Source organism: Nostoc sp. ChiSLP03a (assembly GCF_034531215.2).
Classification (GTDB): Bacteria; Cyanobacteriota; Cyanobacteriia; order Cyanobacteriales; family Nostocaceae; genus Nostoc.
The window spans coordinates 1-21,298 of the sequence record NZ_JAVRBQ020000094.1; the positions used below are offsets into that span (position 1 = coordinate 1).

The 21,298-nt window shown below is 42.5% G+C and carries 20 protein-coding genes; 4 read left to right on the forward strand and 16 right to left on the reverse strand.

Annotated features, from left to right (window positions below; translation table 11 throughout):
• Positions 1–373 precede the first annotated feature (373 nt).
• The 6 genes from RMY32_RS15395 to RMY32_RS15420 form a co-directional block, all read right to left on the reverse strand.
• Positions 374–802 (reverse strand): type II toxin-antitoxin system VapC family toxin, encoded by a 429-nt coding sequence (locus RMY32_RS15395; RefSeq protein ID WP_322713308.1) that lies wholly within the window; start codon positions 800–802, stop codon positions 374–376.
• Complete coding sequence (locus RMY32_RS15400; protein WP_409883143.1) at positions 799–1,083, reverse strand: transferase hexapeptide repeat containing protein; 285 nt, start codon at positions 1,081–1,083, stop codon at positions 799–801. Before RMY32_RS15400 ends, RMY32_RS15395 begins: the two co-directional genes overlap by 4 nt.
• 8 nt (positions 1,084–1,091) lie before the next feature.
• Positions 1,092–2,810 (reverse strand): NAD+ synthase, encoded by a 1,719-nt coding sequence (locus RMY32_RS15405; protein WP_322713309.1) that lies wholly within the window; start codon positions 2,808–2,810, stop codon positions 1,092–1,094.
• Between the two features lie 123 nt (positions 2,811–2,933).
• A complete protein-coding gene (locus tag RMY32_RS15410) occupies positions 2,934–3,680 on the reverse strand; it encodes an NUDIX hydrolase (protein ID WP_163929288.1) in 747 nt (248 codons plus the stop codon).
• Entirely contained in the window at positions 3,641–4,240 is a 600-nt protein-coding gene (locus tag RMY32_RS15415; protein ID WP_322713310.1) for a nicotinate-nucleotide adenylyltransferase, read from the reverse strand. The genes RMY32_RS15410 and RMY32_RS15415 overlap by 40 nt, the downstream gene beginning before the upstream one ends.
• A gap of 57 nt (positions 4,241–4,297) precedes the next feature.
• Positions 4,298–5,713, reverse strand: coding sequence for a nicotinate phosphoribosyltransferase (locus RMY32_RS15420; protein WP_322713311.1), 1,416 nt, complete (start codon positions 5,711–5,713; stop codon positions 4,298–4,300).
• 454 nt (positions 5,714–6,167) lie between these two features.
• Between RMY32_RS15420 and RMY32_RS15425 the strand changes: the two genes are divergently transcribed.
• Complete coding sequence (locus tag RMY32_RS15425) at positions 6,168–6,320, forward strand: hypothetical protein (RefSeq protein WP_194041182.1); 153 nt, start codon at positions 6,168–6,170, stop codon at positions 6,318–6,320.
• A 133-nt stretch (positions 6,321–6,453) separates the two neighbouring features.
• Here RMY32_RS15425 and RMY32_RS15430 read toward each other — a convergent pair whose 3' ends face one another.
• The 8 genes from RMY32_RS15430 to RMY32_RS15465 form a co-directional block, all read right to left on the reverse strand.
• Positions 6,454–7,074 (reverse strand): Uma2 family endonuclease, encoded by a 621-nt coding sequence (locus tag RMY32_RS15430; RefSeq protein ID WP_322713312.1) that lies wholly within the window; start codon positions 7,072–7,074, stop codon positions 6,454–6,456.
• Positions 7,075–7,135: 61 nt separating this feature from the next.
• The gene (locus RMY32_RS15435; protein WP_322713313.1) at positions 7,136–8,056 is read right to left on the reverse strand and encodes a DUF6615 family protein; all 921 of its coding nucleotides are present in this window, start codon (positions 8,054–8,056) and stop codon (positions 7,136–7,138) included.
• Between the two features lie 170 nt (positions 8,057–8,226).
• Entirely contained in the window at positions 8,227–9,738 is a 1,512-nt protein-coding gene (locus tag RMY32_RS15440) for a trehalase family glycosidase (RefSeq protein WP_322713314.1), read from the reverse strand.
• A gap of 102 nt (positions 9,739–9,840) precedes the next feature.
• Positions 9,841–12,639, reverse strand: coding sequence for a malto-oligosyltrehalose synthase (treY, locus tag RMY32_RS15445; protein WP_322713315.1), 2,799 nt, complete (start codon positions 12,637–12,639; stop codon positions 9,841–9,843).
• A 426-nt stretch (positions 12,640–13,065) separates the two neighbouring features.
• Positions 13,066–14,913, reverse strand: a complete 1,848-nt coding sequence (gene treZ, locus RMY32_RS15450) for a malto-oligosyltrehalose trehalohydrolase (RefSeq protein ID WP_322713316.1) — start codon at positions 14,911–14,913, stop codon at positions 13,066–13,068.
• The gene (locus RMY32_RS15455) at positions 14,885–15,148 is read right to left on the reverse strand and encodes a hypothetical protein (RefSeq protein ID WP_322713317.1); all 264 of its coding nucleotides are present in this window, start codon (positions 15,146–15,148) and stop codon (positions 14,885–14,887) included. Before RMY32_RS15455 ends, treZ begins: the two co-directional genes overlap by 29 nt.
• Entirely contained in the window at positions 15,126–15,533 is a 408-nt protein-coding gene (locus RMY32_RS15460) for a thiol-disulfide oxidoreductase DCC family protein (RefSeq protein WP_322688610.1), read from the reverse strand. Before RMY32_RS15460 ends, RMY32_RS15455 begins: the two co-directional genes overlap by 23 nt.
• 114 nt (positions 15,534–15,647) lie before the next feature.
• Positions 15,648–16,253: a Uma2 family endonuclease gene (locus tag RMY32_RS15465; RefSeq protein ID WP_322713318.1), complete on the reverse strand. Its 606-nt coding sequence runs from the start codon at positions 16,251–16,253 to the stop codon at positions 15,648–15,650.
• A gap of 574 nt (positions 16,254–16,827) precedes the next feature.
• Here RMY32_RS15465 and RMY32_RS15470 point away from each other — a divergent pair.
• The 3 genes from RMY32_RS15470 to RMY32_RS15480 all read left to right on the forward strand — a co-directional run bounded on the left by RMY32_RS15470 (position 16,828) and on the right by RMY32_RS15480 (position 19,575).
• A complete protein-coding gene (locus RMY32_RS15470) occupies positions 16,828–17,877 on the forward strand; it encodes an aldo/keto reductase (protein ID WP_322713319.1) in 1,050 nt (349 codons plus the stop codon).
• A 116-nt stretch (positions 17,878–17,993) separates the two neighbouring features.
• Positions 17,994–18,566, forward strand: coding sequence for a DNA starvation/stationary phase protection protein Dps (gene dps / locus RMY32_RS15475; RefSeq protein ID WP_322713320.1), 573 nt, complete (start codon positions 17,994–17,996; stop codon positions 18,564–18,566).
• Positions 18,567–18,858: 292 nt separating this feature from the next.
• Positions 18,859–19,575 (forward strand): pirin family protein, encoded by a 717-nt coding sequence (locus RMY32_RS15480; protein ID WP_322713321.1) that lies wholly within the window; start codon positions 18,859–18,861, stop codon positions 19,573–19,575.
• Between the two features lie 292 nt (positions 19,576–19,867).
• Here RMY32_RS15480 and RMY32_RS15485 read toward each other — a convergent pair whose 3' ends face one another.
• Positions 19,868–20,104 carry a hypothetical protein gene (locus RMY32_RS15485; protein WP_322713322.1) on the reverse strand — a complete coding sequence of 79 codons (237 nt, stop codon included), beginning with the start codon at positions 20,102–20,104 and terminating at the stop codon, positions 19,868–19,870.
• Between the two features lie 178 nt (positions 20,105–20,282).
• Positions 20,283–21,298 (reverse strand): tetratricopeptide repeat protein (locus RMY32_RS15490; protein WP_322713323.1); only part of this gene is annotated, 1,016 nt, incomplete at its 5' end.

Sequence of the window (21,298 nt, forward strand, 5' to 3'; positions counted from 1 at the left end):
ATACCAATTTAATGTGAAGTTACACATATCTAGATCCCCCTAAATCCCCCGATAAATTGGGGGACTTTGATATGTTTTTCTGGTTCCCCCCTTTATAAGGAGGGCTAGGGGGGATCGAATTCTATGCAGCTTTATAAAAAATTGGTATAAGGTGCAAGCTTTAAGTTCAAAAGTAGAATGATAAGGGTAAAAGGTGCAACTGCCAGGATAAAAGGCGCAACTTCGAGGGTAAAAGGTGCAACTTCGAGGGTAAAAAGTTGAGCGATCGCTCTTTTAACTCGACAATTGGTGTTAAAAGGTGCAATCTTCGAGTTCAGAGGTGGAATGGTGAAGGTTGAAAGTAAATCTTTGGCTCTTTAATTCGCTTTGGAGCTTACACAGTCCAATCCTGTGTCATCAAGTTTGGAACTTTGCTAAAGTCGCTAGTGTTGCGAGTCAATAATACTAAGCTCCGTGAAAGTGCGATTGAAGCTATTCTTAAATCCATCGTGGCGATGCGAACCCTTTGCGATCGTAACCCTTCAAATATGGCTACTGCTCCAGCATCGAATAGTAAAATTGGTGCTGCTGAAAACCCCCGAATGATTTCCATTAGCAGAGTATATCCCCGAACTACATCACCAGGTGTTTGGGAACGAGTAATAAAGGTATGAGCGCCAATTACTTGCTCATGGAAACTAACAATAGAAAAAGCAAAATCTGTAGCCTGATGCTGGGCAATATGAGCCGCTAATGTTAAAAACTCTGTTCCTGAACGTCTTTGAAGAAAACTGATATGGTCAGTGTCCAGTAGATATCTCACAGTCGCTCGCCAGTCTCTTCTGTAAATATGTCAGCGTGGCGTAATGACCTACCATACTCCAAAGCTTGCAAAAATGCTGGTTCATCAGAAATTGAGCCAATAACCTTTTCCAGCCAATTACTATAGGTAGGCGCATCAATGACTCGATGTTTGATATCTGCAACTGTTTGTTCAAGAGTCGCTAAACGTTGTTCAAGATTTGCTTCATCTAACATAATTTTCTTTGAGACTTTAGTTTCAATGGTAATACTTATCCGCGTCTGGACAACGCGGATGAGCATCTTGTCCATCACAACAAACTAAGGTTAGGTGTAGCTGTAGTTTTAGCTTGGTAAGCCTTTTTGACACCAACCCAGTTACTAGCAATTGGCATTCGCCAACCGGTTCCAAAGGCGCGATCGGTGATTTTCAATCCGGGGGGTGCTTGTCGCCGTTTAAATTCAGCCCGCGCCACCATTTGGATGACTCTATCTACAATTACCGGATCGTGACCGGCTGCAACAATTTGTGCTGCTGATTGATGATTATGAATTAGGCGTTGCAAAATATCGTCCAAAATTTCGTAAGGCGGTAGAGAGTCTCGATCGACTTGACCTGGTTTTAATTCAGCACTTGGTGCTTTAGTCAAGACGTTTTGCGGGATGATTTCATTATGGCGATTTAACCAATGGCAAAGTGCATACACGCGGGTTTTAGGAACATCTGCAATTACCGCTAACCCGCCATTCATATCGCCGTAGAGAGTACAGTAACCCACAGCCATTTCTGACTTGTTACCAGTAGATAAAAGCAGATAGCCAAATTTATTCGCGATCGCCATTAATAAATTACCGCGAATCCGAGATTGGATATTCTCTTCAGCCAGTCCAAACTCCGTACCTGCAAACAAATCATCTAAAGTGCGATCGAAGCCTTGCATTAACTCGCCAATTGGTAAAAGATGAGTTTTAATTCCCAAATTTTCGGCTAATGCCACAGCATCACTGATGGAATGCTCGGAACTGTAAGGGGAAGGCATGAGAACACCCAAGACATTTTCTTTACCAAGTGCAGCCGTGGCGATCGCAGCTACTATGGCCGAGTCAATCCCGCCACTTAAACCCAACACTACTTTAGAAAAGCGGCACTTATGAGCGTAATCTCGCACTCCCAAAACCAAAGCTTGCCAAATTTCTTCATCTTCCGATTCATACATTGGTTCTACAGAACCTAACTGCAAATCACGCAGCGTTTCATCAAATTCTACTACTACTAAATCAGTGTCAAAACCACGGGCGCGACACATAATTTCACCTTGACGATTTAAGGCAAAACTATGTCCATCAAAAATTAAATCGTCATTTCCGCCAACCTGATTAGCGTAAATCATTGGTTGTTGAAAACGTATTGCACTATGCCTAAGCATGGTTTCACGAAACTGTTGCTTACCAGCCGTGTAGGGAGAAGCAGACAAATTTACAATCAAATCTACACCCAAAATTGCTAAGTCAGCAATCGGATTTACTGCATAACTACGTTTGCCCCAGAATTCCTCATCGTTCCATAAATCTTCGCAAATAGTTACGCCAATATGGATATTATCGAGAGTGAAATAATTGGCTTGCAAGCCTTCTTCAAAATAACGGCGTTCATCAAAGACATCGTAAGTAGGCAAAAGTCGCTTGTAAAAAACTTGCTTGACTGTGCCATTTTCTAACAAAGCCATGCTGTTAAATAAACTTTTACCGCCACTAATATCTGCTTTGATATTCGATTCAACAGTTCCTACCAACACAGCTAAATTTGGTGGTAAATCCTCAGCCAAATTTTGTAAAGTGATGCCCATCGCTTCCACAAAACTAGGATTTAGTAATAAATCTCTTGGTGGATAGCCACACAGAGAAAGTTCTGGGGTCAACAACAAACGCGCACCGCTAGATGCGGCTCGTTGTGCCGCCTCCAGGATTTTTTGGGCATTTAAAAGCAAATCACCAATAGTCGGATTAATTTGAGCGATCGCAATTTTCATATTATTTGTTATTAGTCATTGGTCATTGGGCATTGGGCATTGGGCATTGGTTATTCATCTTGTCATCTTGTCTCCCTTGTCCCCCTCATCTCCCTCATCTCCCTCACCCCATGTAGTACATCGTTAAATAAACACCAAGGGTTTATCTTTTAAGGGAGCAAAAGCTTCGGCGTCAAACTTATACAAGCTAGCCGGACGACCGGCACCCCGTGATACCTTAATTCCGGTATCGCATAAAAAACCTAACTTGAGTAGACGCGCTCGAAAATTAGAATAATCGGAAAAATTGTCACCTAAAACTGTGGCGTATAACTGATATAAATCATTCAAAGTGAACATTTCTGGCAAGACTTCAAAAGCCACAGGGCTATACTCTAATTTATTTCGTAACCGCCTATGCCCATAAGCCAGAATTTCGTTATGGTCAAAAGCTAATTGCGGCACTTGTTTGACCGGATACCAAGCGATGCCAGTCATGCGATCGGCAATCAATTCGGCTTCTTCAAATCGCACTAGGGCAAAGTAACTAACTGATAAATAACGCACACCATAACTATCAGTTGCTTCCCGTGGATCGCGATTCGGCCCGCCAAATGTATACAGTTGTTCTAAATAGAGATTATTGACCTTAATTTTCTCCGCCATAATGCGATAAGCGGCATCTTCTAAAGACTCTCCTGGACGTACCAAAGTACCGGGAAGACTCCAATGATTTAAAAATGGTTCTTGCTGCCGCATTACTAGTAGAACTAACAGCCGATTTTGTACAGTATCTACAGAAAAAATTACATTATCAACACCAACCTTGAAATCGGCCAAAGGTTGTTGGTTTAACGGAGTTGGTATCTTTTTTGGTGAACGTCCTGGCATTCGTACAAATGCTCTCGATTAATATAGGCAACTACAGGGGCTGTGAGGGCTTGGGGATCTCTATGTTCGCGGTAGGCTGTTGAGGAAACATCTAGACCAGTCAGACTAGCGATCGCAATTTTCCCTCCCAGCTTTTGCACTACCTCTGAACTAGACTCATCTATTACATATCCGGGTCGCGGTACAATCAGTAGTTGCACTTCCTGTAACAAATCTTCAATGCGATACCAACGTGGTAGCTGAGTCAGTAAATCTGAACCAACGATCAACGTTAATTCAGCCTCTTCACCCCAAGTAAGCTTGGCTTTTTCCACTGTTTCCAGCGTTCTGAAACTACTCAATTCTTGTTCCAAAGCAATATTGTGCCGTGGCGTGTCTATATCCGCAATCAACAGTTGCAGCATTGCCGCCCGATGTTCCAAGGGTGTTTGATGAGACTTAAATGGATTATCTGCTGCCCAAACCGCTACCCAATCATAACGCTCAGATAACCAACTCAGAATTTTTTGATGTCCCGCAGTTGGTGGATCGGCACTAGTACCAAACAAAGCAACTCTCATAATAATTCGTAATTCGTAATTCGTAATTCGTAATTAAGACATACTGAAAGAGTAATTTTACCTCTGTGTTCTCTGCGCCTCTGCGGTGCGTTTCTTGGTTTCTTCAGTCAACACCCGTAACCCCTCAGAAATCTCCACTTCTACAGCTACCGGACGATCCAAACGCCGTGTCTGTTGTGGCAAACTACCAACTGAGGCGGCGGTACGCTGACGAATTGTTGCCAAAGACTCCAACGGCTGCACCCGTTCACCTTCCTGCACTACCAATTGCAACAAAGGTTCTTCGTCCAAAGCAATTTCATCTAAAAGTCCCAATCTGTCTGCTTTTACCTTACCTCCCGTAAACGAGCGAAAAATCTGCTTGCGCCCTGGATAAGTAACTTTACTACTCGATTGCTTCATGACTGGGATGCCATCAATGTCTACAAGTTTATAAACTCCATTGACAGGCGAACCTGTAACTAGTCGCGTTCCCAGTCCGTAACCATCAATTTGCGCTCCAGCAGCTTTTAATCTGGCAATTTCCCACTCGTCTATGTCGCCACTAGCAAAAATTGGCACACCGGGAAGGAGCGATCGCACCTGTTTTGATAAGGTAACTAAATCTCCTGAGTCCAATCTCACTCCTGTTAATTGCATTTCCCCGGAATTTACTTTTTCGGCCAAGCGCTGGGCAGCAGCAATGGTATCGTAAGTATCAATTAGTAATGGCGCACCCGGAAAATAGCGATGAAATGCACTAAAAGCTTGTTCTTCAGTGCCTTCTATTGCTGACAATGCCATTACTAAGGCGTGTGCCATCGTACCACTTGGCTGTTGTCCCAGTTGTAGCGCTGCTAACACATTGGAAGTGGAATCTAACCCACCTGCCAACGCCGCCCGTGCTGCCCACAAAGACCCTTGGGGACTAAATGCTCGTCTGGTGCCAAATTCTAAAAGTGTTGCTGATTCCCCTGCTACATCCCGCAACCGGGCTGCTTTTGTGGCAATCAAAGTCTGGTAATTAATCGTATTCAGCAGGTAAGTTTCTACTAGTTGCGCTTGCCAAAGGGGTGCTTCCACCCGCAACAGTGGTTGATTGGCAAACACGGCTGTCCCTTCTGGTACTGCCCAAACATCACCCGTGAACTTCCCCTCAGCTAAAAGTGACCAAAAGCGATCGCCTGCGTGAGCAAAAATTCCCGTTGCCTGTAATGCCGCAATTTGCGCCAAACTAAAGCGGATTTTGGCTAAATACTCCAATGCCTGCGTCAGCCCCATCGCAATTAAATAACCAAAACCCTCTGGCAATCGTCTGACAGACAATTCAAAGCTTCCCCGTCGTTGTTCTATACCTTCGCCTGTGTAACAAGCTGCCATTGTCAACTGGTAAAGGTCAGTCAGCAAGCTGTAGTCATCGGCAGAAAAGTTCAGTTCCGGGTTCTGCTGGCTTTGCTGTTTATATACATAGTCCAAATCTGGCAAAGTTGTCATGCAAGAGCTTCCTTACAAGATGCTTCTTTTTATTATGGTAATATTTACCATAAATAATGTCAACTCCCTGCAAGTATATTGTCTGAAATTGCCGTATAACAGTAGATTTATCGGTAGCTTAATACTAATTTCATCAAATAATTAATATTTTTTAATAGTAATTGCTAGCAATAATGTTAATTAAATCGGGCGGCTAATCAAGGAAAATAATATCCTGTCAGAGAAAGTTTGTTTTGCTTCGCTCTTTTCCCAAATGGGTTGAAATAAACAACTATGTTACAATTAGAATCGAAGAGAAAAGTTTGACTTTTTGACAAGCTAAAGTATTGCAAAGTTATCTGAATAAACATCGCATATATTCTCAATATATTGAGAATATGAGCAAGGCTTGAGTATTAGGATTAGAGTATAAGCATCACCATTAAAGCGACTCAAAAAGAAGGAGTCTAATATTATGGATATTTCCAAAATCATTGCGAACATAACCCAGTATATTTCTGAAGCTGCAATGCGGATTTTTGGCCCTACGGATGATGCTTATCCTGCTGTTGGCGTACAACCTTTTACAGGTGAGCCTTACGACGAAGATAGAGATGATAATTGGTAGATGCTGATACGGTATGTGAAAAATATTTATGAACAAAAAGATCCCCGACTTCTTCAATAAGTCGGGGATCTGATTTTCTCAATGGAGAACTAATCAAATAGGATTGCTATAGTTGCGTTGCGCTTGACATAAACTACTTAATAACAGATTGTCCAGCCGAAAATATTTGTTGTGCCGTTAGTTGCAAGTTGGGAAAGATTAAAGAGATAAGTTGATCGTTGTTTTGAAATAATTGTTTTTGATACTCATCCTCTCTTAGGTTGCAAATTGTCACCGTTGGCTGTTTGGGTTTACCAATATATTCTCTGCCACCAATACCTAAATAATCAACAATCCAATATTCAGGAATTCCTAACAGCGCGTAGTCTTCGGCTTTACGGGCATAATCGTTTTGCCAGTTTGTGCTGACAACTTCAGCAATCAGTTTTATTGAGTTTCCTGATGTAATTACAGGTTGTTGTTGCCATAATGGTTCATTAATTAATTGAGTTTGGTCTAACACAATCACATCGGGACGAAAAGCTGTTTCTGTTCCTAAGAGTTTGATTAGACAGCGATGGGGAATAAAGTAGCTTAGATCCTGACGATCGATTTCTACATTCAGCTTTCGCCCAATCAATGCAGAGACTTGCTCGTGTGACCCGGTTGGTTCCATCTCGATTAATTCACCATCAATTAGTTCATAGCGATCGCACTCACCGTAATGGCTAATAAATTCATCAACGGTTAGAACTTTTGAAGCTGATTGAATCATCGTGATTATTCCTCATGATTTGGTGCTTGCTAGTTCCCAAGTAATTCTTTCACCTAACATATTAAAGTAGTTCAAGTAGCTCCTTTCGTATACGTTCTTCCTCATATCTACTATATGTTAGTTGCTTCCGTTCTTTTATGATTGTAACCTGTCCCAGATTGGAGTCAGGTAGCTCTACTAAATCGTTATTAAGCAGTAGTTGTACATGTTTAGGTGGCACATCACTTAGATACAAATCATCATAAATTGTTTGATAATTATTTGGCATATTCTTCAATTTTTGAGAAATACTTACGTCAAATCTTTCGAAAAATAAACTCTCACTTTGGAGAATAGAGTTTCTCCAAGATTCCAAAACTCTACTTGGTAAATCGTCTGAGCTATCTCCATGACAACATACTAAAGAATGCCACGGCTGCATATATTTTAGTAAATCTGTAAGATGTTTTAGTTCTTTTTTGCTCCGTAAATGTTGAATTATGAAAGCAGAAATAATGGAACAACCATAGCTATTTTCTTTTTCTATAGGGTTGTATTTTAGATACTCTTTACTAGATTTTGAGTCATTCCAGTTAGAGTAAAAGCAATATAAAGGGATAGGTGAATTCTTTTCTTTTGAAGCATTTTCTATAAGAAGATCGCATTGATATACCTTATTTTTACTTTTAGTTTTTTTGTAGTAATACAGATGATTGAAAGAATTGTTTTTAAAATCTATAACTTTAGCTTGCACTCGAAAACCTATCCATTTATTGCTAGCACCAGTAAACCACCACTCCCAATCTGCACCGTTTGATCCTTCTTTATGTTTAGTAAATTTATGATTATAAATTTCCAGTTTTTTCTCAGATTTTAGTTTAAGAATATTTATATCTATTAAAGTTTCTTCTCCAATCTGATGATCTAAATCACGTCCTTTGGCAAGCATATCCCATGTTTCTTTTGAGCAGTTTTTGAAAGTATCACATAAGGTTGAGGACACATTTAAAATTCAAAAAGTAATAGACAGTTTTAGTATTCCCTAAACAAGCCTAAAGTTAATCATTTATATTTGGAGATTCATTGTAGGGTGTTTGCTATGGTGGGCAAAAAAATGACATTGAAAAAAGTAAGTAAGTTTAAGGCGTGAGGTTTTATCTCACACCCTTTTATTTAAACTTTTCGATCGCCGATTGCTAAGAGTTCCAGAATCGCTCCATTTGTCCAGCCGAAACCAACTTCGTTAGAACTATATCCAAAACAGATTTCTTCAGAAACATTGGCAGAACAGCGTTCAACATCATATTTCTCAACTAGAGTATTGTGACGCTCGAATTCTTTAACTGCCATAGCTAAAAATTTGTTGGCAATGCGATCGCCTTCTGTATGATACCCATAGCGGTGAAGTCCAAGGACTGCAACTAATGTCAATGGTGCCCAGCCAAGGGGAGCATCCCACTGATTGCCGGTGACACGAGTACTGGTAAAAATTCCGCCTGGGGCTTCAAACAAAGAGAGATTTTCTACGACGCGTTTGGCTTGAGTTGGAGAAGCAATTCCCAGCCAGAGAGGATAGAACGTGGTAGCAAATTCGTAGCGGCGGCGTTTTCCATTCTGGAGATGATAGTCGAAATATAATCCTTGTTCTTCATCCCAGAGAAATTGATCGATCCGATCGCGGCGGATATCTGCGCGATTGCTCCATTTTTGTTCCAATTGTTCGTTGCCTAGAATACGCTTAATTTGCGCCATGTCTTGTTCCACCTGATACAAGAAACTATTGAGGCACACAGGAGCGTAGTGGAGAATATCAGCACTAAAAGGGCCAAATCGGTTGGTGATATCAAAACCAGACTCGCGCATGGTGCGATCGCTTTTGTAAAATAGATTGGTCAGTTTGTCATTTTCGCGATCGTAGTAAAGATTGACATCGTAATCTTCAACCTCAAAGGTTTGGTAATATTCCTTGACGCGATCGTAGTGGCTTTTTCCCTCTTCATCCCGCTCGGAAAACAAAACTTCTGGCGCCGGGCCTTCCCCAAAGGCATAAAATCTGGATAAGCCGGTTGCAGCATTCAGGTGGGGCGGTACTACCCAGTAATAATAAAATTGCTCTAACAGCGGTACGGTTGCTTTTAACCACTCTTCATCTTGGGTGTGCTGGAATAACGCCAAAACCATCATACTGAGGACAGGAGGCTGCGATCGCGACAGCATATAAGTCCGGTTGGCGTTGAGAATAATTCCATAATGTTGTATTTGGTACAACAATTGATCGACTTGACTTTGTGCTAGCTCCAATTCTCCATCGTGCAAAAGTCCTAGCAATATAAAGTAGCTGTCCCAGCCATACATTTCGTTGAAGCGACCACCTGGTACGACATAAGGCCCTGGTAGATATAGTAACCCATGCTGTTTAATCGCTTCTGCTTCTGCTGGCAAAGTGCGAATTTCTAGCTGTTGCATATCTTTTGGAGATAGCGATCGCTCCAACACAGTCTGAATGTTGGGACAATCTTCTGAAGGGGAAATGTAAACAATCCAGGGAGTTTCTCTTTTGTGGTCTAGTTTGGTATCCTTGGCAGATTGTAATAAGTGTTCGTGCGATCGCGTTAAAGTTTTCCACATTTTTTTGATGTGGAGGCGCACAGCTTCAATCTGCGCGGTGGTCAGTGTTGGGGTCATAATTACAGAATTGTTTTTTTAACGCAAAGGAACGCCAAGGGAAACGCAGAGGAACGCTGAGGTTTTACAGGGTTCTCTCTGCGTGGGATAAGATTTTGGTTTTTACTCGGCAGTGCTAATTAAGAGGGCAACTGGGAAATGAGTGAGGGCTGTTGCGATTGATAGGGTTTCTGTAGCTTGTAAGGGTTGCTGAGTTATGACGTTTTTCCAAGTGGGGGAAGTTCCAGGGGGTAGTTGCAGGTGCGTATCTTGCCAAACTGACTCACCCAAAGGATTGTCTCCTGGCTGGATGAGGCTGGTTAAAAACCGGGGCACGATCGCGATCGCTGTTTGATTCCCCTCCCGCCGTGCAAAGGCGATAATATGATTGGCGTGGGTTCCCTGAACTTCTAACGGTAAATAATCGCCGTCCTGGAATAATGAGACATAGTTTGTTCTGGCTTGGAGTAATTGAGCCGTTAAAAACAGTTTGATTCTGCCGTCTGTTTTGTCGTTTAGTAACTCCTGAATTAGTCCCAAAATGTCTGTTTTTGCCTGTTCGCGGATAGCGCTTAAGTAAGTACGTCGCTGTTCAAAATCCACAGGACGGCGATTATCTGGATCGACTAAACTCAGTTCCCAAAATTCCGTTCCTTGGTATAAATCGGGTACGCCAGGTACGGTAATCTTCAGTAAAGTTTGGGAAAGGGAATTGAATATCCCATACTCTGCAATTCGCTGTTGAAATGGACGAAACGCTTCTAGAAATTCCCCGGATATAGCAGGATCGAGTACTTTCCCAATGAAGGAGGTACAAGCTTCTTCATACTGGCTATCAGGTCGTAACCAGGCTGTATGCACCTTCGCTTCTCGTATTGCTTTTATTATATAGTCTTTCACCCGCTCCACGAAGGATGCATGTTCGTGTTCGGCAAAGGGAAACGCCCCTACTAGGGTTTGATAGAGAAAATACTCGTCGTTGCGATCGGGCATCGCAAACCCGTGGCGATGGCTACGATGTCCTCGATTCATGGCACTCCAGGTATTTACCTGCCGATCCCATTCATCGGGAATTTCTGAGAGGACATTCAACCTTGCCCGCACATCTTCGCCGCGCTTGGTGTCGTGGGTGGCGGTGGTGTTCATTGTGTGAAGCCAGGTTGTTTGGTGCTGTTTGTTAAAGGCATGAAATTTGGCTAATTCGATGCCAAAATGACCGGGATTTCCGCCGACTTCATTCAGCGACAGCAACCGATTGTAAACATATAATGTGGTGTCTTCTACGCCTTTGGCCATTAGCGGGCCGCTGTATTGCTGCATTCGCAAGACAAAATATATCCACTGTTCGCGTTCTGTTTGAGTCAAAGAATTATCAAATTCTAGCAGCATTAACTTTTCAATAAAAGTCAGTTCGTTCTGCAACAGAGGGGTTTGTTCTTTGGCTCGATCGATTACTTCTTGAATGGTAGCGCGATCGCTTTCTCCAATTCCATCGGGTGTAATGTAAGTGCGGTAAATTGGGAACAGTTTCAAAACTTCGGCGATCGCTCTTTTTAATCCATTCAGTGTAAAATCATTGCCGTAGCGATATTTGCTGGAAACGTTCTTTAACAAAAGAGCCAGATTGTCAATATCACCTGCTAAGTTTTTTTCCAAAATCAGGTGCTTTTTATCCTTCACTACTGAGTCATAATCTGCTCTGGAACTGATAAAGTTTTGGTAAATTTTATCGAAGGATGATTCATTTTCTGTTTGACAAAATACGCCATTTACATAGTTGAGAAAGTCATATCCAGATGTTCCTTGAATCTTCCAGTTTTCCGGCAACTCTTCGGTGAGTTCTAAAATCTTCTCGACGGTGATATAAACATCTCCCATCTTTTCTTGCAGTCTTTCGAGATACTGGATTGGGTTATAAAGTCCATCAATATGGTCAATCCGTAAACCAGTAAATTTGCCTTCTTCAACTAGTTTCTGAATGAGGCTGTGGGTATTATTAAAAACCCGCACTTCTTCAACTTTAACGGAAATCAGTTCATTAACAGTAAAGAAACGACGATAATTCATTTCCTCCGCGCCAACTTTCCAGAAGGCGAGGCGGTAAAACTGGTCGTTCAGTAATTCATCTAGGAGGTTAAAGCTTTCGGAATTACCGGGTTCTCCGTTGAATGTTTGGAGATTTTCATCAAGAAACTCGCGGATGGTATCATTTGTGGTGTAGAGTTCCCAAAGCAATCCTTTAATAAATGCGATTTGGTCTTGTCGCTGTTTTCCGGCAACTTCTGAGGGCACACTTTTGAGAATGTAGAGAATCCCCAATAGTTTAATAAAATCGGGATGATTGCGTCCCAGTGTGCGCGTGAGTTTACCTAAATTATGGCTGATAAATTTTGTATAAGATTCTAGCCGCAGTGGCAATTTTAAGCTGTAATAGTTGACGGTTAAACCGTTTTGTTCGTATTGCAGTTGAATGTGTCCGTTTTCTAGGGATGTACCATAGAAATCTCCGAGCAGAGGAGCCAGAATTCTCTCTTGGCGATCGCCAAAGGGAGCATTCCAAGAAAGATCGAAGTAATCGGTATAGCTGGAATCCGGGCCGTGTTCCAATACGTCCATCAAGTAATCGTTTTCGCTGCTATAGGCCATGTGGTTGGGCACAATATCTTGTAACCAACCCATACCAAGGGATTGAACTTCCGCAACTAATGCATCAAAGGACTCATTAGTTCCCAGTTCTGGGTTAAGTTGAGTGGCATCTACTATATCGTAACCGTGCGTACTCCCGGATCGTGCTTTGAAAATGGGGGAAGCATATAAATCGGAAACACCTAAATCTGCTAGATAAGCTGCGATCGCTTTGGCGTTGTCAAAGCCAAACTGAGGTGTAAACTGAATTCGATAAGTGGCGGTGGGAATTCGCATATTTTTTTAGTAGGGAGTGGGGAGAGAGAGGCGATTCATCGCGTCTGTACAAAGTGGGGAGTAAGGGGGATGAGGGAGTTTGAGCTTGAACGTTGAAGCTTTTAGAGAATATTTGAAAAGTCCTCTTGACGGTAGTGAAACATTCTAGATCCCCCTAAATCCCCCTTAAAAAGGGGGACTTTGATTCCGGTTCCCCCCTTTTTAAGGGGGGTTAGGGGGGATCAATAAGTGCCCAAAACCACAGCCGACTACTTTTCAAACAACCTTTTAGCTCAAACGTTAAGCCTTATTGCTCAAACATTAAGCCTTATTGCTCGAAGATTAAGCCTTATTGCTCGAACGTTAAGCCTTTTTACTCGGACGTTAAGCCTTATTGCTCGAACCTTGAGATTATCACGCTGAAACTTTAAGTTCTAACTCTCTCCCTCATCCTTTTTCATAGAGTACTAGACTAGTAGGTTGCAATTTCACTTCTTGGCCTACAGACAGATGTTCAGGGGCTTCAGAACCATGCCCAGACCATGAAGTATCAGCAGAGTCCAACAATTTATTAGCATTATGCTCAAACGGCAAAGTTACTGTCACTCGAGACGATTTGAAATTCATCACAAATATGACTTCACTCGATTCGCACCAACGCCGCACGATGACTATCTCTTTCTCTTCATCGCTAGTTGCTTCGATGAAATTGCGGTCTTGGTTGAGCAGGGCTGGATGTGTCTTGCGTAAATTAATTAACTGACGATACCAATCCCAGAGAACTTTGTGCTTTCCTTGATTGCGTAATTCCCAATTAAGTTTAGACTTGAGGAAAGTTTCTGACGATTCTGGATCTGGGGGATCGTCTGCAAAGTGAAATGCTTCAAACTCTTGTTTGCGTCCGGCTCGAACTGCTTGAATCAAATCGGGATCGGAATGACTAACAAAGTAAATGAACGGTGCAGTTTCGCCGTATTCTTCTCCCATGAATAACAAGGGTAAGTTGGGCGACAGCAGCACAGCCCCAGCACCTAACTTCAATCCCTCAAAAGAGATTTTCTGGCCGAGGCGTTCTCCTTTCATTTGATTGCCGATTTGATCGTGATTCTGAATACAGACTGTAAACTGTGATAAAGGGCGATCGCGGCAAGATAAGCCATGAAATCGTTTGCGATCGGGCGAGTATTTCCAATCGTAGACAAAAGTATCGCTATAAGCTTTTGCTAAATCGGCACATTTCCCAAAATCTTGATAATATCCTTGGCGATCGCCTGTCAACAGTGCGTGCAATGCGTGGTGAAAATCATCACTCCACTGAGCATCGAGTCCATATCCACCCAATTCTGCGGGACGAATTATTCGCGGATTATTCAAGTCACTTTCGGCTATCAAATGGCGTTTCCATCTTTGCCCTTGTTGTGAGAAATGATGAACTGCTTCCGCCAATTCCCATAAAAAATGCTTGGCTCCCAAGTCATAAATTGCTTGAATGGCATCCAGCCGCAATGCATCAATGTGAAATTCGCCCAACCAGTAAAGAGCATTTTCGATAAAATAATTTCGCACACCCTGACTATGGGCATCATCGAAATTCATTGCTTCGCCCCACGGCGTTTTGTAGGTTTTAGTAAAGTAGGGCGCGAACTGACTCATATAATTGCCTTCTGGCCCAAAGTGGTTATACACCACATCCAGCACAACGGCGATATTATTTTGATGGCAAGCATTTACTAGTTGCTTGAGTTCGGCTGGACTACCATAGGAATTTTGCACAGCATAAGGATAAACGCCATCATAGCCCCAGTTGCGATATGCAAGAGATGCTTCAATATGAGTATCTCCCGGAACCTGCGAGATCGGCATGATTTCAATGGCGTTAATTCCCAGTTCTTTCAGTTCTGGTAAACGGGGAATGATGGCGGTGAAACTTCCTTCCGGCGTGAATGTCCCAACGTGAACTTCATAGAAAATCATCGACTCTACAGGAATACCCGTCCATCCTTCATCAGTCCATTCAAAAGAAGGATCGACAATTTGCGACGGCCCATGTACCCCTTCCGGTTGATACTGCGACGCCGGATCGGCAAAGTTGTCTTGGCCATTCAAGACATACCGATAAAGCGTACCCGGATACACATCGTTGACTTTCGTGTGCCAGTATCCCTCAGATTGAGGCTTGAGGGGAATTAACTGCTCTTCTGGCGTCAAAATTTTTACCGTAACGCTATCTAATAGCGGAGACCAAACTCTAAATTCACACTCTCCGTTACCCAAGTAGTTTGCACCAATTTTCACGCAGTATCCTCCCGTCAGACTCTTTGTTGTGCCAAATTAGGGCGCGATGGCGTACACGCCCGCCATAGGCGATCGCAAATGTCATTGATTGCACAATGTTTACAAACACGCCAGATAGCATAATGGTTGGTCTAGCAGACAATTTGCTAGCATCTGGAGGGGGATTTTTGACTAAAATAACTCTGTCTAATGACCAAAATTGCTCATTTAACTTAAGTTGGCTTGCAGCTACCATCTACACAGTACGATGATTGATATGTATTAGAACGTTTACCAAAGATTGCGTAGCGGTTATCGCGGATTTGCTCGTAAAAGCGATCGCCTGCCCATTTCATCCCCGGTAATGCTCGATAAGCGTCTACAAATATACTTCCTGCTGGCAACAACCGCCCAATTTCTTCTGCTGCATTACTGCCTTGCCAACGTCTCTGAGGGTTATTGCCATCAATTAAAATCATTCCCTGTTCGCAATCTTGGGCTGAAATTCCCCACTGTAAAAGTGTTTGCTCATCTTGCATAGGACTGTAGCGAAACAACTTTCCTTGGTCTAAGGTTTCTAGCAATTGCACTAGGGTAACGCAGAGATTACAATTCCCGTCGTAGATTACGAAGTAATTCATAAAAATAATGGCTTTTTGGCAATTGAATTGTCGAATGTGTCTAAAACACAACTTTGGTATTCTAGCTTAGAAAACCGTAGCGATCGCTCTTAATTCACCGAATCAGTCTGCGGTTTAAATATGCATAATGTCGTCTAGCTTCAGTTGTAAATTTGGCAAGACACCAGAATAAATAGTATCTCCTAAGCGATATTGTTGTTGCTGGTACACACCATTAACTAACTGACAAATTGTAAATGTTGGTTGTTTGGGATTACCGATGAACTGTAAGCCACCCAAGCCACGAAAGTCCACAATCCAATATTCTGGGATGTTAAGAAAAGCGTATTCTTCAACTTTTCTTGCATAATCATCTTGCCAATTAGTACTCACAACTTCAGCAACAAGTTTGATTGTATTGCCGTTACAAATTATTGGTTCTTTTTGCCAAAGTGGTTCTTTACTCAGTTCTGCTTTATCTAAAACAATTACATCAGGACGCAGTGCTGTGGCTTCAGCCGCAGGCGGTTTAATCAGACAAGTTTTTGGAATTAGCCAGTTGAAATGAGAATTAAAAATTTCAACAAAGATTCTACCAGCAATACTACCTGCAATAGCTTCGTGTGGCCCTGTAGGTTCCATGTCTCTTAATTGCCCATCGATTAATTCGTAGCGTGTATTGTCACCATATTGGGCGATAAATTCCTCAAAGGTGAGTAGTTTGGGCGAGGTGTAGGTCATTATGTTTTGACTTGACGTAGGCTTATTGTAACGAAGGTATTATCAAGCAAAACTACCATGAGGTAGCGAATTAATTGCGTAGGCATAGCCCACACTTCTCTACGAGACGCTGCACTTCTCTACGAGACGCTGCGCGAACGACTACGCTCTGTTACCACGCGAACGACATGGTTCGACTCCGCTCACCAGCCGCTCAGTGACCACCGCAGGCATTGCTCTTGTCCCACCAAACCAGTGCGAAGTAAAACAAGGCTGCATTAACATAACAAGTCGATGTATTAACATAACAAGTCGATGTATTGGCATAACAAGTCGATGTATTCACATAACAGGTCGATGTATTGGCATAACAAGTAGATGTATTAACATAACAGGTCGATGTATTGGCATAACAGGTCGATGTATTGGCATAACAGGTCGATGTATTAACATAACAGGTCGATGTATTAACATAACAGGTCGATGTATTAACATAGCAGGACGATGCATTAAGTCAAACATCGCCCCCAGTTTCCAGTTATCATGCCCTTGGAATGGTAAATGCCATAGTTTTTTCATTAATAAGAAAATATTCATGAGATACAAACTCTTAGGCAAAAGCGGGTTAAGAGTCTCTGAACTCTCCTTGGGAACCATGACCTTTGGTGAAGATTGGGGTTGGGGTGCATCTGTTGACGAAAGTCGGAAAATCTTTGATAGCTATGCAGAAGCAGGCGGAAATTTCATTGACACCGCTAATGGTTATACCGATGGTAGCAGTGAAAAAATTGTTGGCGAGTTGATTGCTAAAGAACGCGAACGCTTTGTAGTTGCGACAAAATATTCCTTTCCCTTGCAGATGAACGATCAAAACGGCGACCCTAACGCCAGTGGAAACCATCGCAAGAATTTAATTCAGTCTTTGGAAGGTAGTCTGAAACGCCTGAATACTGATTACATTGATTTATTCTGGTTGCACGCTTGGGATTTCACAACACCAATTGAAGAAGTCTTGCGATCGCTTGATGATGTGGTGCGTCAAGGTAAAGTACTTTACATCGGCATTTCTGACACACCCGCTTGGATTGTTTCCCAAGCAAATACCATCGCCCATTATCAAGGATGGACGCAGTTTGTCGCCCTGCAAATTGAGTATAGTTTGATTCAGCGAACACCAGAACGAGATTTGCTACCGCTGGCTAAAGCCTTCGATTTAGCAGTAACACCGTGGTCGCCTTTGGGTGGTGGTGTGTTGACAGGTAAATATAATCGATCTCCTCAAGGAGGCGCTGAACAAGGGCGACTCGAAACTTTAGGCGGAGGGATTTCTGAAAAGAATTTAGCGATCGCTGAAGTTGTAAGTCAAGTTGCAGCAGAAATTGATCGTACACCTTCACAGGTAGCATTAGCTTGGTTACGCGCTCAAAGTGGTGTAATTATTCCGATTATTGGCGCACGTAAATTATCGCAGTTTCAAGATAACTTAGCTTCAATAGAAGTCAACCTTGCGCCAGAACATCTGCAACGCTTAGATGAAGTGAGTCAAATTGAACTAGGTTTTCCCCATGACTTTTTGCAAAATGACGTAATTCGCGATCGCCTTTTCGGTGGTACATTCAATACCATAGAAAACCATCGTATTTAACTAATAGTTATAAACAGTAACATATTCAGGCATTAATTCAATCCATCGTCAGAGAGTTTCGCCAAACCAAACAATTCTGTAAAGTTGAATTTAAAAGGCATTAACAACGTAGAATCATGAACGACAACAGCATTACATCACGTTTGTACCCTACCCGCATTGACATTCCCGCCGAAGCGCGAGTGCAAATCGTAGTACTTCTCAACCAAACTTTGGCAGCTACTTCCGATCTAAAAACCCAAGCAAAGCAAGCACACTGGAATGTTAAAGGTACTGACTTTTACCAGTTACACTTATTATTTGATGAACTTGCTGGGGAATTGGAAGGATACATCGATATGGTGGCTGAACGTGTCACAGCTTTAGGCGGATACGCTTTTGGAACAGCCCGCGCCGCAGCTAGTAATTCAATTTTGCCAGAATATCCTTTAGATATTTTAGATGGTAAAGACCACGTAACAGCTCTGTCAGATCGTTATGCATTCTATGCTAAACATCTCCGGGAAGCCATCGATAAAACTGATGAATTAGGCGACCTCGATACCGCCGATCTTTACACCGAAATTTCCCGTACAATTGACAAACGACTCTGGTTCTTAGAAGCTCATCTGCAAGTAGCAGAAATTAAGGGAGAGAATGGTAAAGCTGCTGCTACTAAAACTCAGAAGATCCCTGCTGGTGTAAAGTAAGCACTTCTGATAAAAGTAGTATTTAGTAAATCTAATAGTATCTTTTTGGTAAGTACGTCACTTTTAAGTGCGTACTTTTCATTTATATGTACATACTTTACTATTGAAATAGTTCAAAACTAGGTCGAAACATTTGATAATATCTTCGACAAGCGATACATCAAGATTAATAGTTCAAATTCAATAACTTAGTAAGTTAGCCAAAAGTATCCTAATTCCATTCTGATTTCTAATTCTTGTACAGACGCGATGAATCGCGTCTCTAAATACTCATTAACAACGAGGTAAATATATGTCTCAAAATACAATTACCCACTTAATTCACGATCGCAATGCCCGTGGTCACGCAAAAATGGGCTGGCTCGATAGTTATCACACATTTTCCTTCGGTAGTTTTTACGATCCCAACCGCATGGGATTTCGCTCTCTGCGGGTAATCAACGACGATCGCATCGCCCCTGGTGCAGGATTCCCTACCCACAGTCATCGTGACATGGAAATCCTCACTTATGTCTTAGAAGGTGCTGTAGAGCATAAAGACAGCTTGGGTACTGGTTCGGTAATTCGCCCTGGTGATGCCCAAATTATGAGTGCTGGAACTGGAATCAGCCACAGTGAATTTAATCCCTCACCAACAGAACCACTACACCTGCTACAAATCTGGATTCTTCCCGATCGAGAAGGAATAACGCCAAGATACGAACAAAAAGCTTTTCCTCTCGAAGAAAAGCGCGGTAAACTCCGCTTAATTGCCTCTAAAGATGGGCGCGATGGTGCTGTGACAATTCACCAAGATGTTGAGTTATATACATCTGTTTTAGAGTCAGGTGATGTTGTTAATTATCAAGTCAAATCTGGTCGTTATGCTTGGTTACAAATAGCGCGAGGCATAGTTAACTTAAATGGTGAAGAACTCAGAGCCGGTGATGGCGTACAAATCAACGGCGAAGAACAGCTAGAAATTAGCACCAACATCGGCGGCGAAATCTTGCTTTTCGATTTAGGCTAATATCTCTTTTCTCTGTTAAAGGCTCATTTAGATGAGCCTTTAACTCAGAATATTACGTTGACTAATTAAGTATGTTTGCGGCTTCCGTGAAAGCAAAGAAAATCACTGGAAATGCTAGCAGAATGTCTCAGAAATTGTTTGATAAGTAGTTGGCTGTATCTTTGCACTTAATTGATCCCCCCTAACCCCCCTTAAAAAGGGGGGAACTGGAATCAAAGTCCCCCTTTTTAAGGGGGATTTAGGGGGATCTAAAAGGATTTGATACATCACTAAGAACTTTTCAAACATCCTCTCAGAGTGCTTGGTGTAAATCCAGATTCTTTGGTTTAGGATGTGCTTTGGGGTAAATTATGGCGATCGCACTCCCCGACAACCAAGCCACAAGTCTAAAAAACTGGTGAACGAGTGTCAAAGACTCATCCACGAGTATAAAAGACTCGCCGACGAATATCAAAGACTCTCCCACGAGTATTAAAGACTCGCCGACGAGTATCAAAGACTCATCCACGAGTATCAAAGACTCTCGCACGAGTATTAAAGACTCACTGACGAATATCAAAGACTCGCCGACGAGTATCAAAAACTCGTGGATGAATCAGCTTAACTCAAAATAGACAGATCGCTCATACAAATTTTGAAAGATAGGCGATCGCTGCCAACCTGCAAAGCCAAATTCAATTCTAACTTTCTCAATTACGAATTACGAATTACGAATTACGAATTAAATCTTGCACTCTCGCCACCACTTGCCCTAATCTCTCAGCATCAGGAGATTGGATACGCTGCAATATCTCCAAGGCTGGCTGCAAATAATCTAGTGCTTGATTGTAATCGCCCTGTTGCTCTGCTATGTGTCCTAACCACCATAACGTCATCGCCTTGGTTTGGACATCGCCGATTTGTTCATTGATGGCAAGGGATTGTTGATAAAGGGCGATCGCTTCTTCTATTTCTCCGCTATTGGCTTTGAGAGATCCCAAGTTGTGCAACGTCGCCGCCTTGCCTTCGACATCGCCGATTTGTTCATAGATAGCCAGGGATTGTTGATAAAGGGCGATCGTTTCTTCTATTTCTCCGCTATTGGCTTTGAGAGATCCCAAGTAGTGCAACGTCGCCGCCTTGCCTTGGACATTGGCGATTTGTTCATTGATGGCGAGGGATTGTTGATAAAGGGCGATCGCTTCTTCTATTTCTCCGCTATTGGCTTTGAGTATTCCCAGTTCGTGCAACGTCGCCGCCTTGGTTTGGACATCGCCGATTTGTTCATTGATGGCGAGGGATTGTTGATAAAGGGCGATCGCTTCTTCTATTTCTCCGCTATTGGCTTTGAGAGATCCCAAGCTGTGCAACGTCGCCGCCTTGCTTTGGACATCGCCGATTTGTTCTGTGATAGCCAGGGATTGTTGATAAAGGGCGATCGCTTCTTCTATTTCTCCGCTATTGGCTTTGAGTCTTCCCAAGTTGTGCAACGTCGCCGCCTTGCTTTGGACATTGCCGATTTGTTCTGTGATAGCCAGGGATTGTTGATAAAGGGCGATCGCTTCTTCTATTTCTCCGCTATTGGCTTTGAGTATTCCCAAGTTGTGCAACGTCGCCGCCTTGCCTTGGACATTGCCGATTTGTTCTGTGATAGCCAGGGATTGTTGATAAAGGGCGATCGCTTCTTCTATTTCTCCGCTATTGGCTTTGAGAGATCCCAAGCTGTGCAACGTCGCCGCCTTGC

Excerpts from the sequence above, each read along its gene's own strand:
- dps (WP_322713320.1), top strand. The coding sequence starts at position 17,994 with ATGAACGACAACAGCATTACATCACGTTTGTACCCTACCCGCATTGAC.
- RMY32_RS15455 (WP_322713317.1), bottom strand. The coding sequence starts at position 15,148 with ATGGTAGCTGCAAGCCAACTTAAGTTAAATGAGCAATTTTGGTCATTA.
- RMY32_RS15480 (WP_322713321.1), top strand. The coding sequence starts at position 18,859 with ATGTCTCAAAATACAATTACCCACTTAATTCACGATCGCAATGCCCGT.
- RMY32_RS15430 (WP_322713312.1), bottom strand. The coding sequence starts at position 7,074 with ATGATTCAATCAGCTTCAAAAGTTCTAACCGTTGATGAATTTATTAGC.
- treY (WP_322713315.1), bottom strand. The coding sequence starts at position 12,639 with ATGCGAATTCCCACCGCCACTTATCGAATTCAGTTTACACCTCAGTTT.
- RMY32_RS15415 (WP_322713310.1), bottom strand. The coding sequence starts at position 4,240 with ATGAGAGTTGCTTTGTTTGGTACTAGTGCCGATCCACCAACTGCGGGA.
- RMY32_RS15460 (WP_322688610.1), bottom strand. The coding sequence starts at position 15,533 with ATGAATTACTTCGTAATCTACGACGGGAATTGTAATCTCTGCGTTACC.
- RMY32_RS15405 (WP_322713309.1), bottom strand. The coding sequence starts at position 2,810 with ATGAAAATTGCGATCGCTCAAATTAATCCGACTATTGGTGATTTGCTT.
- RMY32_RS15410 (WP_163929288.1), bottom strand. The coding sequence starts at position 3,680 with ATGCCAGGACGTTCACCAAAAAAGATACCAACTCCGTTAAACCAACAA.
- RMY32_RS15440 (WP_322713314.1), bottom strand. The coding sequence starts at position 9,738 with ATGACCCCAACACTGACCACCGCGCAGATTGAAGCTGTGCGCCTCCAC.
- RMY32_RS15425 (WP_194041182.1), top strand. The coding sequence starts at position 6,168 with ATGGATATTTCCAAAATCATTGCGAACATAACCCAGTATATTTCTGAA.
- RMY32_RS15465 (WP_322713318.1), bottom strand. The coding sequence starts at position 16,253 with ATGACCTACACCTCGCCCAAACTACTCACCTTTGAGGAATTTATCGCC.
- RMY32_RS15400 (WP_409883143.1), bottom strand. The coding sequence starts at position 1,083 with ATGCTCATCCGCGTTGTCCAGACGCGGATAAGTATTACCATTGAAACT.
- RMY32_RS15470 (WP_322713319.1), top strand. The coding sequence starts at position 16,828 with ATGAGATACAAACTCTTAGGCAAAAGCGGGTTAAGAGTCTCTGAACTC.
- RMY32_RS15420 (WP_322713311.1), bottom strand. The coding sequence starts at position 5,713 with ATGACAACTTTGCCAGATTTGGACTATGTATATAAACAGCAAAGCCAG.